The sequence below is a fragment of the Paenibacillus agilis genome (genome assembly GCF_007786455.1).
Classification (GTDB): Bacteria; Bacillota; Bacilli; order Paenibacillales; family Paenibacillaceae; genus Paenibacillus_B; species Paenibacillus_B agilis.
This window is the reverse complement of the sequence record NZ_VNJK01000001.1, coordinates 983,712-996,698: the sequence shown is the minus strand read 5'-3', so window position 1 is coordinate 996,698 and position 12,987 is coordinate 983,712. Positions and strand designations below refer to the sequence as shown.

Here is a 12,987-nt window from a genome sequence, read left to right as displayed (position 1 = left end):
TTAGTACTCCTCTCTAAACCGTCTCGATACGTACTGAGCAAGCATGTTGAGTACCAGTGTAATGACGAACAACGTCATACCTACAGCAAAGATTGTGCCGTATTCCACCGATCCGTGCGGAATATCTCCCATACTTACTTGAACGATATACGCGGTCATCGTCTGAATGCTTTCCAATGGATTCGCAGTCAGATTCGGAGTTGAGCCCGCTGCAACCGTAACGATCATCGTCTCACCAATCGCACGTGAGAAAGCGAGTACGAAGGAAGCAATGATACCAGATAATGCCGCAGGTACAACAATCTTAGTCGCTACTTCAAAGCGAGTTGCTCCTAATGCATAAGCTCCGTTTCGCAAGCTGTCTGGAACAGCTGACATCGCATCTTCACTCAAAGAGGAGATCATCGGGATAATCATAATACCGACGACGATACCTGCACTTAATGCATTAAACACTCCTGTGTCAGGGAAGATCGAACGAACAATTGGCGTAATAAAGGTTAACGCGAAATATCCGTAAACGATAGTCGGAACACCAGCCAACACTTCTAGAATTGGCTTTACAATTTTACGAACACGTCTGCTTGCATATTCACTGAGATAAATCGCACTTGCCAAACCAATCGGTACCGCAACTATGATAGCGATAATGGTAATGAGCATCGTACCGCTAAGCAATGGCCAAATTCCGAATGACTTCGGATTGATCAATGGTGACCACTTAAGAGATCCGAAGAAGTCTTGTATAGGAACAATTCTAAAGAAACTGATCGTTTCACTAAGCAGCGTATACACGATTCCAATCGTCGTTAATACAGATACCGACGCACAAAGGAATAATAATACAGGCATGATTTTGTCTGCGATACTCGTCTTGCCTTTTGTAAGATCTAGACGAGCAGACGATTTAGGTGGTTGTTGGTTCATTAGACCCAGCCTTTCTCGAATGATTCCTTGATATGCATGTAAGGATGCCCCAGCGAATAGCTAGAACATCCATCACATGAAGAGTGGAATATAGAGGGCTGCTTCTGCTTATTTAAGCTTCGCTATCTCTTTATCCATTTCTGCTTGTGGCAATGCAATATAGCCAACCTCTTGTGCCAATTCACCAATCGTATTCAAGTAGAATTCCATAAATGCTTTAACCTCAGGCTTTTCTTGCAGCATGCCTTTGTCCACATAGACGAACAATGGACGAGATAGAGGTTCATAGGAGCCGTCTTGAACTGTTTCATACGTTGGTGCAATTGCGCCTTTACCATTATCAATCGGAACAGCTTTCAACTTGTCTTTGTTCTCTTCAAAATAAGCGAATCCAAAGTAGCCGATTGCGTTCTTATCACCAGCAACACCTTGTACAAGGTTGTTGTCATCTTCAGAGAATGTAACTTGCTCATCGTTACGGCTTGCTTGTGCTTCACCGTTAATCGTTTCTGTAAAGTAATCAAATGTACCAGAGTCTGCGCCTGGAGAATAAATCTTAATCTTTTCATTCGGCCAGCCTGCACGAACATCAGCCCATGTCTTCACTTTGCTGCCTGGTTCGAAGATGGCTTTCAACTCAGCAACTGTCAATTTATCAACCCAATCATTGTCCTTGCTCACGATAACGGACAAGCCGTCGTACGCAACACTTAGTTCGATTGGTTCTATACCATTTGTAGTAGCCAATTCTTTTTCTTTATCTTTCATGTGACGAGAAGCGTTAGCGATTGGGATCTCCCCGTTGGCAAAGCGCTTGAAACCGCCGCCTGTACCAGAAACACCAACTGCGATACGAACATCAGGATTTTCACGGTTGAACTCTTCCGCTATTGCCTCTGTCAACGGATACACCGTACTTGAACCATCAATATCAAGTTTCCCTGTCATGCTTGATGCTGCATTTCCGCCTTCTCCACCTGTGGAGCTTGTGCCTCCCCCGCATGCTGTGACAACTAGTGCAAGCACCATAATCAGAGTTAACATTACAAAGCGTTTGTTGCGTGTGTTCAAAACAATCCCTCTCCTTCAACGGACATGAAGTTTATTAGTCATTTCTCTCTTGCTCATTTGTAGTGTACCGCCCAATTGTTAATTTCAATTATTTAATTTGTAAACGCAATGTAAAATCTGAAAACATTTACGTGAAATCGACATTACAACTATAGTTCCATTACGTTTGGACATGCTATTCACATAAAATAGCGCATAATTCCCAGTAAATGTGCAGATATTGGTTATATTACAAATCTGGATTGGCTTAGCATGCCCAGCATCCACCTTTTGAATGAAGAGTCCAATGAATTGGAATAAATACGAAAGCGGTGAACAAGGTGAATTCGAATGATCATACGAATCGCATCAACAAACAGGAACGTTGGCTCATCATATTGAGCTTTAGTGTAGGCGTTATTATGCTGCTGTCATTTATCCGCCGCTTTTTAAGCTAGACTTACAAATCGTAAGTAGAGTTCCAACTAAACTACATATCTAATTTCATCAAGAAGGAGTGAGCATATATGAATAGTTATGACCCGGTCCTATACAGTCGAATGTTGACGGGACTTACATTAGGTGTCCATATTGTCTACGCCACCATCGGTGTAGGTGTCCCTCTAATGATTGCGTTAGCAGAATGGATCGGCATTAAGCGAAATGACACCTATTACTTGCTCATGGCTCGTCGCTGGGCTCGCGGCTATACAATAACAGTTGCGGTAGGTGTAGTTACGGGTACTGCAATAGGACTCCAATTAAGCTTGCTATGGCCCAACTTTATGCGGGTTGCTGGACAAGCTATTGCACTTCCCTTGTTTCTCGAAACATTCGCCTTCTTTATCGAAGCGATATTTCTAGGTATTTATTTGTACACATGGGACCGATTCAAAAATCGCATGCTGCACTTTCTGCTGCTGCTGCCCATCGTTCTCGGTGCATCGATGTCTGCCTTTTTCATCACTTCGATGAATGCATTTATGAATACGCCGCAGGGCTTTGATATGGTTAATGGAAAAATGATAAACATTGATCCGCTTGTTGCGATGTTCAATCCTGCTATGCCAACTAAGGTGGCACATGTTCTGACCACCGCTTATGTAACGGCTGCGTTCATTCTTGCAGGAATCGCTGCATTTGCCCTGCTTAGAGGGCGCAACCATGTGTATCACAAAAAGGCACTGCGCTTAACGATGATGGCTGCGCTTATTTTTTCGCTGGCATCTACGGCAATAGGAGATTTATCGGGTAAGTTTCTGCATGAATATCAACCAGCAAAGTTGGCAGCTGCAGAATGGCACTTTGAAACGTCAGACAAAGCCGAACTTATTGTCGGGGGGGTTCTAACAGAGAACAATGAAGTCAAATACGCTTTCAAAATCCCCTATGCGCTCAGCATATTGGCTGGAAGTTCTCCAAATACAGTCGTAAAAGGATTGAATGAAGTTCCTAGAGAGGAGTGGCCACCGCTGCGAGCTTCCCATTATTTATTTGATGGGATGGTGTTCTTTGGTGTATACATTACCATCGTGGCCTTATGGCATGTGCTTGCTCATTGGCGAAGATGCAAGAAAGGAACAATGAAAAAACCATTGAATCGTGGACTACTCGTTGCCATTCTACTCGGAGCTCCTGCTGCGATGTTAGCGATTGAGTTCGGATGGATATTTTCAGAAATCGCACGGCAACCGTGGATATTATGGGGATATATGAAAGTATCTCAAGGGGCAACAACAGCTCTGTATGTAGATAGAATGCTGTGGGTGTTTGCTGGGCTGTATGTCGTTCTGTCAGTGACCTGCATCTATGTACTAATTAAGATGTTTAAAAACAATCCAATCGAAGCAGAGTTTATTGCCCGGGGAATGAAAGAAGGAGATGTGAAACGATGAGTTACGAATTAATAGGGATTACGGTTCTATGGCTCTTCCTTTTCTTCTACCTTCTTCTAGGGTCGATTGATTTCGGTGCAGGATTTTTCAGCTACTACAGCCTATTGACTGGGCAGCGCCACATTATTAATAACATTATCGAACGTTACCTTGCTCCGATGTGGGAGTTAACGAACGTGTTTCTCATCTTCTTTGTCGTCGGTCTGGTAGGTTTCTTCCCAGACTCGGCTTATTATTATGGCACGGCTTTGCTGATTCCAGGCAGCCTTGGTATTATCTTGATTGCGATTCGAGGTTCCTACTATGCGTTTAGCATGTATGGCTCTCGTAACAATCGGATATTCATGCTGTTGTATGGACTAAGCGGGCTACTTATACCTGCTGCGTTGTCAACCGTGCTGACCATTTCCGAAGGCGGTTATATTTTTGTGGAGAATGGCATAGTTAACTTCCAATTCACGCGGTTGTTTACAGATGTATATCCTTATGCCGTTATTGTTCTCGCGCTCGTCAGCGTGTTGTATATATCAGCGATGTTCTTGACCTACTATGCTAACCGAGCACAAGATAAACCGGCACTGGAAATCGTACGCAAGTATGCTCTGTCTTGGTCACTGCCTACGATACTTGCAAGCTTGTTCGTCTTCTATGCCATACGGGGACATAATGTAGAGCACTACAACAATATGGTTGCAAATGGATGGATGTTCGCCCTATCATTTCTCTTCTTTGTGGTTGCCGTTTACTGCGTATGGAGGCGGCGCCATTATGGGCTATCTTTCATTGCTGTTATTTTGCAATTTGGCTTCGCATGGTTCGGTTATGGCAAAGCTCATTTACCCTACTTGCTCTATCCATACTTAACCATCGAAGAGCATTTTACAAATGCTACAATGGGGGCTACGTTAGTCACCGTGTTTATGTTGGGCTTGCTCTTTCTTATCCCGTCTCTATACTTGCTGCTTCGATTATTTCTGTTCGACACCAACTACGTTAAAGGCAAGCATAGCAAGCCAAAATATTAGAAGGGAGCATACCGTTACATGACTGTGTTTCTTATTTTCTTCCTTCCCTTGATCATTGTCGTACTTTCCATTGTGGCTGTTTTTACTTGGGGAGCGATGGCAAGCACGAAAGAAGATGCATAATTTAATGTGCGAAAATGATAAATAGTGAATCGCCTTAGATGTGCTTCCACTAATACAAAGAAGGAGCATCCTTCTATCACATTGGATAAAGGGATGCTCCGCTCTTATGAAACGTTATATGACACGCTTGTCCTACGCTGCCATTTACATCATTCCTGATACAAACCCACAGCCTTTTACTAACTTCAAAGCTTGGCATGTACCGAAACGATAACATACATTCATACAGACATACGACATCGATGTAAAACCGTGTAAATTATTGCAAAGAAGTCTTACTTACTACCAACTTGTACCCGACGCCTCTAATAGCGTCAATATGCACCGACTGCTGATTAAGCTCTAGCTTCTTCCGCAGTGAGCTAACGTGTACGTCCACCGTGCGCTGGCCACCAATATAATCAAATCCCCATACTTGGTTCATCAGCTCATCACGGGTTATGACGGTCCCAGGTCGTTTAGCCATATGCAGCAGAACTTCAAACTCCTTAGGACGCAGCGATATTCCTTCTCCCATCAGCGTAACTTCATATTTGTCAGGGAATATATGAAGCTCTCCAAGCTTGATACCCGTATTGATAGGCTCATCGATTGCTTCAAGTGTCATTCCGTCTGCGGACGTACGGCGCAGCACTGCACCTACACGAGCCAGCAATTCTGCTACACCAAATGGCTTCGTAATATAATCGTCCGCCCCATACTTGAGTCCTTGTACGACTTCTTCTTCCGCATTGCGAGCTGTCAAAATAATAATCGGTGTAGTCACCTTTGCTTGACGAAGCTTCTGCAGCACTTCGAATCCGTTCATACCTGGAAGCATAATATCAAGTACAATGAGCTCGAATGGTTCATTAAGCCCCATCTGAAGTCCATCGCGGCCATTATCAACAAGCGTTGTCTTGTACCCTTCTTGGGTTAAGTTATAAGATAAGAGCCGCGCCAAAGTAGGCTCATCTTCCACGACTAATACTTTTGGTTCCGACATGTTCTCCTCCATGTTACCAATAGGAATCACCGTTCCATCTATACTGCTAACCTATCCATATCCTATCACATTCTATAGCAGATGCATAACCTCTTGTCCTCATCCAATTTATTCGAAATCAATAGGCGCGTCTTGAATGATTGGCAAAGTAATCGTAAAGGTAGTGCCAACACCAACTTCACTTTCAACTTTTAGCGTCCCGTGATGTGATTCTACAAGATGCTTCACGATAGACAAACCTAGCCCTGTGCCTCCTGAACTGCGAGAACGAGCCTTGTCTACCCGATAGAATCGTTCGAAAATACGAGGCAGATCTTTCTTCGGAATGCCTATGCCCGTATCCGTAATCGAAATCTCAATTTGCTCATCAGGCTCACTATCATTAAAGGTACCAACTAGTATCGGCTTGGCACAAAGCTTCACTTTACCTCCCTCAGGAGTATAGTTAATTGCATTGGACAAAAGGTTCAATACAATTTGACGCAGCCTGTCTTCATCCGCCTCGATAAACAAGTCATCGGTTACTTGCAACGTAATTTCAATTTCTTTGCGATCTGCATTTTTCCCCAATATATGAACGGTCTGTTCCAATAAGCTTGGCAGGTGTACCGGTGAGTACTGCATCGGCACTTGTCTTGACTGAATCTTGGACAGCTCCAGCAAATCTCCAATTAATCGATTCAAGCGTTCGCTCTCATCATGAATAATTTGCACAAAGGAATGTGCCGTCTCCGCATCCTGAATTGCCCCATTCAGCAGAGTCTCTGCAAAGCCCTTAACAGCAGCAATCGGTGTCTTTAATTCATGGGAAACGTTAGCTACGAATTCACTTCTCATTCGCTCAAGTCGACGCAGTTCCGATAAATCCTGCATCATCAAAAGCAGCCCTGCCCATTCATCATCTGTATAATAAACAGGAACAGCATGAATATCTAATAGTCTCTCTTCTGGATAATACACTGTCGTTTCGTGCTGAACGTAATTGCGATACATCATAACTTCCGAAATAATGACCTGCAGCTCGCTTGGAATCCGAATGTCTGTGTAATTTTTCCCTAGGCATTCTTTGCACGATAATCCAAATAATTGTTCAGCCTTACCATTCATCAAGCCGACTCGACCATTCGCATCCACCATAACAATGCCATTCATCATATGATCGAGAACGCTCCGCAAGCGACTTTCATTTTCACGAATCTCATCCACTTGCTCCTCCAAGCTATCCGCCATTGCATTAATAGCAGAGCCCAGCTGTCCAAGCTCGTCCTTCCCCGTTGCTTCTACCCGAGCTGAATAATCCCGTTTAGCAATGCGCAAAGCAACCCGCGTCATATTTTCTATTGGACGGGTGAGCTTGTGTGCAATTCGATAGCTGACAATGGCTGCAGCTAGAAATAGACCCGCTAAACCAATTACTAAATACTCTAAAAGCTGCCGTACACCTGCTTCCACTTCAGCAAGACCTTTAGCTAAACGTACATAGCCTTCGAACTTGCCAGGATGTTGGATTGGTCCAGCCACGTAAAGCATATTTTCGTTTAACGTGTTGCTAAATCGGATGATAGAGCCGAAGTATCCTTTGGCAGCTTGTTGAATCTCTTCCCGCTGCAAGTGATTATCCATCGAGCTTACATCATAATTAGAGTCTCCCGTTACCGTGCCATCTGACAGTACAAAGGTTACCCTTGTATCTGTCGCTTCCTGCAATGCTTTCGCCCATGTCGTATAGTACGCGCTTCTGTCTTCCGCAGAATCAAAAGAACGCCATTCGAGCATCGTATCAAGCATTTTAATTTCCTGTACCATTGTCTGTTCCAATTGCTTAATATGGCTGTCTTTAAAGGAATAGGTCATATATATCCCCGCAGCCAGGACGGATAACCCGACCATAAGCACATAAGTTAACGTTAATCGATTACGAAATCTTGACATACGTATACGCTCCATCTTCCATTCATTGTTGTTCAAATATCCACACTATAATTGAACAACGTTTCATCTATATCCTAGCTTGTCTCAGTTCAAATTACCAGCAAGAACACGTTGTCTCCTCCGAATAAGCGCATGATAGATTGTTGCACCCGGCTGCTGAATCAAAATGGCTAATACTACAGCAACCGCCGTTTCTGCCCCAAAATGCTGCATAGCTAGCACTAATCCTAACGATATATTGCGCATGCCAGACGCAAAACCAAGTGTAGACTGAGGCGGGCTTAAATGGGGAGGCCATAGCCGTTCTGTCACATGACCAAGCGCGTAGAAAGCAGCAACTAAGCCGCATACGGCAGCAAAAACAATAAAGGCTTCTGTATCCCATGTCCTAACGAAAGGTCCGATTGCTGCTGCATTTAGCATTACCACACCAACGAAAGCAAGCTTGGACAAAGGCAGCAAAACAGGCGCCATCCGAGGTTTAGCTTGTCCCCGCGTCCATTCATGTACGACAATACCAGCCAACGTAGGCAGTACGATAATAAGAAGCAGGTCCAGCAGCATCGCCCAGCCATCAAACGGAATTGATTGTTCATACAACAACGACAGCGATAAAGGAACAACGATTGGACTTAGCAAACTATCTACGACAACTAAGGCAAGCATAATGGGTACAGCTCCGCGTGCCATTTCAACCCATAGAACAGAGGAAATCCCTAATGGAATAACGGCAAACAGCACCAAGCCGATCGTATAAGAAGAGTCTGAACCAAATAATACGGCGCCAAACCCGTAAGCTAATAGGGGCGCAACGAGATGCGTCATCACAAAGACAATCAGGAATAAAAGTGGCCGACGAAAAGCCGCCATAATATCTTTCCAACCGCACCCTAGTCCCATAACGAACGTAACCAAGCCGAACAGCCACGGCACCAATGGAACATGATCAATAAGTAATGGACTACAAAGAACCCCCAGCACAAGACTGAGGGGAATCAAAACAAACATATATTTTTCAAACCATGTATTCATTTGTATCCCTAACGATTGTCGAGCCATTAAAATACGGTCTCCTTGAATTGAGATAATTTCTCGAAGGAATTTCTATCCACATCCGCGTGTAAGCTATTGCCATGGGAATCCATCGTCACAATCGCGGTAAAGCCTTCTGCTTGCAGATGCCACATCGCTTCTGGAATACCAAACTCCATGAAATCTACATCGTTTACTTGTTTAATACAGCGCGCATAGTACTGAGCTGCACCGCCGATAGCGTTCATATATACGCCGCCATGTTCTTTCAAGGCAGCAAGCGTCTTCGCTCCCATACCGCCTTTGCCGATAACTGCACGGATGCCAAACTTTTTAATAATATCGCCTTGATAAGGCTCCTCACGAATGCTCGTCGTTGGGCCTGCTGCTTTTACATGCCAATCACCATCTCTATCCTGCATCATAACAGGGCCGCAATGATAAATAACGCCGCCGTTCATATCGATTGGACAATCATGGTCCATCAAGTGCTTATGCAGCGCATCGCGTCCAGTATGAATCTCACCATTAATGACAACGACATCGCCAACTCGCAGTGAACGAATATCTTCCTCACTAATTGGCGTCGTAAGCACGACTGTGCGTCCACTTTCTTCATCAGTATCCGTATTTGCAGACGTGCTATTGTCGGATGTAGCAGACGCAGCCACTTCTTCAGCAGCATCCTTCATTGGAACAGCTGTGCCGCGCTCATACACCCATTGTTTCAAGGCACCTGTTGTGCTGTCCAGCAATACACCTTGACGACGGTACGCCCAGCAATTGTACGCAACAGAAACGAAGAAGCTTGCCGGCAAACGATTCATCACACCAACTTTACAACCTAGCAGCGACACTTCACCGCCAAAGCCCATCGTACCGATGCCAAGTTGATTTGCTTTGTCCATAATATACTGCTCTAGCTGATCCAGCTCAGGAATTGGGTTACGATCGTCTACTTCACGGAACAGCTGATGCTTTGCAAGTTCGTACCCTGTTGTACGGTCTCCACCGATTCCAACACCGATAAAGCCCGCGCTGCATCCTTGTCCTTGTGCCTGATAAACAGCGTGAAGAACACACTTCCGGATTCCGTCCAGATCACGCCCTGCTTTGCCCAATCCTTCTAACTCAGTAGGCAAGCTGTATTGAATATTTTTATTCTCACAGCCGCCCCCTTTAAGGATCAGCTTAACTTCTATATCATCTTGCTCCCACTGCTCAAAATGAATAACAGGCGTCCCAGGGCCTAAGTTATCGCCGCTGTTCGCTCCTGTCAAGGAATCAACAGAGTTCGTGCGAAGCTTGCCATCTTTCGTCGCTAGACGCACAGCCTCACGAATTTCCTGCTTCAGAACGATTTGATTCACGCCAACAGGGGTATGTACGATAAAGGTAGGCATCCCTGTGTCTTGGCAAATAGGAGAAACATTGGTTTCTGCCATCTCAATATTTTGTGCAATGGTACTCAACGACAAGCCCGAACGCGTAGCGGCGTCTTCCCGCTCTCTCGCTTGTCTGATCGCTCTACGAACGTCTCCCGGTAGGTTTGAAGACGCTTCCACGATTAGTTGATAAACACTCTGGCCAAACTGCTGCAACATCCTCCAACTGCTCCTCTCTATATTCCCTCGTTCCCGTCTGAAGACTGGTCTAAGCTGTTTATTTATTTGTATCAGCAGGATTAATTGGCAACCTATCTATTATCTATTCAAAAAAGTGCCAATAATCATATAATAGCATAACAAACCCTTTTTGAGAGGATGGAATCTATTGAAAACGCCCGCTTCACACTTTCTAGCCTATATGTATCGTCTTAAATATATCGAGCGCTGGAGCTTAATGCGCAATACGAATCGGGAGTCCGTTGCCGAGCATTCCTTCCATGTTGCTCTTACTGCTCATTTACTGTGTACGATCGCTAATGAACAATTTCATCGCGGAATCAATACCGACAAAGTCGTAACCATGGCCTTATTCCACGACGCTACCGAAGTGTTCACGGGAGATATCCCTACACCCGTCAAACACCATAACCCTCGGATTCTGAATAACTTCAGAGAAATTGAGCAGCTTGCTGCTGACAGACTACTTGAAATGGTACCTGCACAGCTGCGTTCCGTATATGGACCATTAATAGGAGCAGGGCAGCAGGACCCGGTGCTTAAGAAGTACGTAAAGGCTGCTGACTTAATCGATGCCTATTTAAAATGTACATTAGAACTTGCTACAGGCAATCGTGAATTTGCAGAAGCAAAGCGTCAAACCGAACAAAAGATGAAGGAGCTCCAGATGGAGGAAGTAGACTACTTCCTTAACGTATTCTTGCCAAGCTTCGAAATGACGCTCGATGAAATGTCCAAATCAGAATAGGAATTTATCCAAAACAAAAAAGGCTATCTCTGGCTTGGTTATAAAACCAAACCATTGAGATAGCCTTTCATAATTAACGGTAGCAAATAACCATTAGATGATTGACGAATTTTGCATTAGAACTAGCATACCGATGAAGAGTACAAAAATGATGGAGCTAAATGTTACAACTTTGGAAATCGAAGCTGTATCAGATTGGTTGTTTTTAGCTGCTTGTAATGCAACCTTCATCTTCTTGCCCATAATGCCGCTGAATGCGAACATAGCAAGCAATAGAACCGTTACAACTCCCATCCACACATAAGAAACGCCCGCTTTAGTCATCATGTAGCCGCCAGTAATAAACTGAACGACGAGAATATACTGTGCAATGCGGTTACCCACGATCATCGTGGACAGTACGCCCTCTTGCGCACCAGGAGCAGCCTTCTTAAGATTGTTCGCAAAAAATGGAGCTAGCCCGTAGAAACCAATCAAAGCAACTGCCATAAAGTGAATTGTCCAAAATACTGAAGCCATTGTTCCAAATCCTCCATTACCTCTAATTTATGTATCTCTATGAATGAATCTTCCTGCAACGATGAGCGCTGGAGTAAAGAATCATCCTTGTCTATGATTTATTATACTATACATTTGACATTGAAACATAGAAAAGAGTTGCTCGCACGCGAGCAACTCTAATAGCTTATCCCAAAAATTCACTATCCATTCACAACTTTAATTACGTTACGAACGGATTCAGCAGATTTATCAAGTGCGGCTTTCTCTTCAGCAGTAAGCTCGATCTCAATAATTTTCTCGATTCCGTCTCCGCCAAGCACTGCCATAACGCCCATGAACAAGTTCTCATAGCCGTATTCACCTTCGAGCAATGCAATGACAGGAAGAACGCGCTTCTTGTCTTTAAGGATAGCTTCAGTCATTTGTACAATAGATGCCGCAGGAGCGTAGTAAGCACTGCCGTTACCGAGCAAGTTTACAATCTCGCCGCCGCCAACACGTGTACGTGCTACGATTGCATCAATGCGTTCTTGCGGAAGAAGCTTCTCGATTGGCACCCCACCAACGCTCGTATAACGAACGAGTGGAACCATATCGTCACCATGACCTCCAAGAACAACACCACGCACATCTTCTACAGATACATTAAGCTCTTGTGCGATAAACGTACAATAGCGAGCTGTATCCAATACACCGGATTGACCAATGACACGGTTCTTAGGGAAACCAAGCGTTTCGTTCGCTGCATATGTCATTGCATCTACTGGGTTACTCAAAAGAATAACATAAGAGTTCGGGCTGTATTTCTTTACGTTCTCACAAACGGAGCGGACAATTCCAGCATTGGTGTTAACCAAGTCATCGCGACTCATACCTGGTTTACGAGCGATACCTGCTGTAATAATAACTACATCAGAATCTTTCGTATCTTCATAGTTAGAAGTACCGATAATGTTGCTGTCGAATCCTTGCACCGGGCCTGTTTCAAGCATATCCAATGCTTTTCCTTTAGTTGGGTTCTCCAACTGAGGAATATCTACTAGCACAACATCTCCAAGTTCCTTCTGTGCAAGCATCAATGCTGTAGTTGCTCCTGTGAATCCTGCACCTACTACTGTAATTTTCGCGCGACGAATTGCCATCT

12 protein-coding genes are annotated in these 12,987 nt (G+C 44.3%); 4 read left to right on the top strand and 8 right to left on the bottom strand.

The window, feature by feature from the left end:
• Complete coding sequence (gene pstC, locus FPZ44_RS04265; protein WP_418789164.1) at positions 1 to 852, bottom strand: phosphate ABC transporter permease subunit PstC; 852 nt, start codon at positions 850 to 852, stop codon at positions 1 to 3.
• 183 nt (positions 853 to 1,035) lie between these two features.
• Complete coding sequence (locus FPZ44_RS04260) at positions 1,036 to 1,998, bottom strand: PstS family phosphate ABC transporter substrate-binding protein (RefSeq protein ID WP_375163030.1); 963 nt, start codon at positions 1,996 to 1,998, stop codon at positions 1,036 to 1,038.
• Positions 1,999 to 2,504: 506 nt separating this feature from the next.
• Here FPZ44_RS04260 and FPZ44_RS04255 point away from each other — a divergent pair.
• From FPZ44_RS04255 to cydS, 3 genes are read left to right on the top strand one after another with little or no spacing between them, the layout of a single operon-like run.
• A complete protein-coding gene (locus FPZ44_RS04255; protein WP_144987713.1) occupies positions 2,505 to 3,872 on the top strand; it encodes a cytochrome ubiquinol oxidase subunit I in 1,368 nt (455 codons plus the stop codon).
• Complete coding sequence (locus tag FPZ44_RS04250; protein WP_144987710.1) at positions 3,869 to 4,897, top strand: cytochrome d ubiquinol oxidase subunit II; 1,029 nt, start codon at positions 3,869 to 3,871, stop codon at positions 4,895 to 4,897. Before FPZ44_RS04255 ends, FPZ44_RS04250 begins: the two co-directional genes overlap by 4 nt.
• Positions 4,898 to 4,915: 18 nt before the next feature.
• A complete protein-coding gene (gene cydS, locus FPZ44_RS27070) occupies positions 4,916 to 5,020 on the top strand; it encodes a cytochrome bd oxidase small subunit CydS family protein (RefSeq protein ID WP_375163031.1) in 105 nt (34 codons plus the stop codon).
• 259 nt (positions 5,021 to 5,279) lie between these two features.
• On the opposite strand, the gene FPZ44_RS04245 is transcribed toward cydS, so the two are convergent.
• The 4 genes from FPZ44_RS04245 to FPZ44_RS04230 all read right to left on the bottom strand — a co-directional run bounded on the left by FPZ44_RS04245 (position 5,280) and on the right by FPZ44_RS04230 (position 10,573).
• Complete coding sequence (locus FPZ44_RS04245) at positions 5,280 to 6,005, bottom strand: response regulator transcription factor (protein WP_144987708.1); 726 nt, start codon at positions 6,003 to 6,005, stop codon at positions 5,280 to 5,282.
• A 108-nt stretch (positions 6,006 to 6,113) separates the two neighbouring features.
• On the bottom strand, positions 6,114 to 7,937 hold the full coding sequence (pnpS, locus tag FPZ44_RS04240; RefSeq protein WP_144987706.1) for a two-component system histidine kinase PnpS: 1,824 nt from the start codon (positions 7,935 to 7,937) through the stop codon (positions 6,114 to 6,116).
• Positions 7,938 to 8,021: 84 nt separating this feature from the next.
• Complete coding sequence (locus FPZ44_RS04235) at positions 8,022 to 8,996, bottom strand: bile acid:sodium symporter family protein (RefSeq protein WP_144987704.1); 975 nt, start codon at positions 8,994 to 8,996, stop codon at positions 8,022 to 8,024.
• Positions 8,996 to 10,573, bottom strand: a complete 1,578-nt coding sequence (locus tag FPZ44_RS04230) for a fumarate hydratase (RefSeq protein WP_272482985.1) — start codon at positions 10,571 to 10,573, stop codon at positions 8,996 to 8,998. Before FPZ44_RS04230 ends, FPZ44_RS04235 begins: the two co-directional genes overlap by 1 nt.
• 169 nt (positions 10,574 to 10,742) lie before the next feature.
• Between FPZ44_RS04230 and yfbR the strand changes: the two genes are divergently transcribed.
• Entirely contained in the window at positions 10,743 to 11,342 is a 600-nt protein-coding gene (gene yfbR / locus FPZ44_RS04225) for a 5'-deoxynucleotidase (RefSeq protein ID WP_261378194.1), read from the top strand.
• Between the two features lie 93 nt (positions 11,343 to 11,435).
• Here the strand turns inward: yfbR and FPZ44_RS04220 are convergent, their stop codons facing one another.
• Positions 11,436 to 11,861, bottom strand: a complete 426-nt coding sequence (locus tag FPZ44_RS04220) for a hypothetical protein (RefSeq protein ID WP_144987702.1) — start codon at positions 11,859 to 11,861, stop codon at positions 11,436 to 11,438.
• Between the two features lie 182 nt (positions 11,862 to 12,043).
• Positions 12,044 to 12,985 carry a malate dehydrogenase gene (gene mdh / locus FPZ44_RS04215; protein WP_144987700.1) on the bottom strand — a complete coding sequence of 314 codons (942 nt, stop codon included), beginning with the start codon at positions 12,983 to 12,985 and terminating at the stop codon, positions 12,044 to 12,046.
• Positions 12,986 to 12,987 lie beyond the last annotated feature (2 nt).

Bases quoted from the DNA above. Each gene is read 5' to 3' on its own strand.
- pstC (WP_418789164.1), bottom strand. From the start codon at position 852: ATGCCTGTATTATTATTCCTTTGTGCGTCGGTATCTGTATTAACGACG.
- FPZ44_RS04255 (WP_144987713.1), top strand. From the start codon at position 2,505: ATGAATAGTTATGACCCGGTCCTATACAGTCGAATGTTGACGGGACTT.
- FPZ44_RS04250 (WP_144987710.1), top strand. From the start codon at position 3,869: ATGAGTTACGAATTAATAGGGATTACGGTTCTATGGCTCTTCCTTTTC.
- cydS (WP_375163031.1), top strand. From the start codon at position 4,916: ATGACTGTGTTTCTTATTTTCTTCCTTCCCTTGATCATTGTCGTACTT.
- FPZ44_RS04245 (WP_144987708.1), bottom strand. From the start codon at position 6,005: ATGTCGGAACCAAAAGTATTAGTCGTGGAAGATGAGCCTACTTTGGCG.
- pnpS (WP_144987706.1), bottom strand. From the start codon at position 7,937: ATGTCAAGATTTCGTAATCGATTAACGTTAACTTATGTGCTTATGGTC.
- FPZ44_RS04235 (WP_144987704.1), bottom strand. From the start codon at position 8,996: ATGGCTCGACAATCGTTAGGGATACAAATGAATACATGGTTTGAAAAA.
- FPZ44_RS04230 (WP_272482985.1), bottom strand. From the start codon at position 10,573: ATGTTGCAGCAGTTTGGCCAGAGTGTTTATCAACTAATCGTGGAAGCG.
- FPZ44_RS04220 (WP_144987702.1), bottom strand. From the start codon at position 11,861: ATGGCTTCAGTATTTTGGACAATTCACTTTATGGCAGTTGCTTTGATT.
- mdh (WP_144987700.1), bottom strand. From the start codon at position 12,985: ATGGCAATTCGTCGCGCGAAAATTACAGTAGTAGGTGCAGGATTCACA.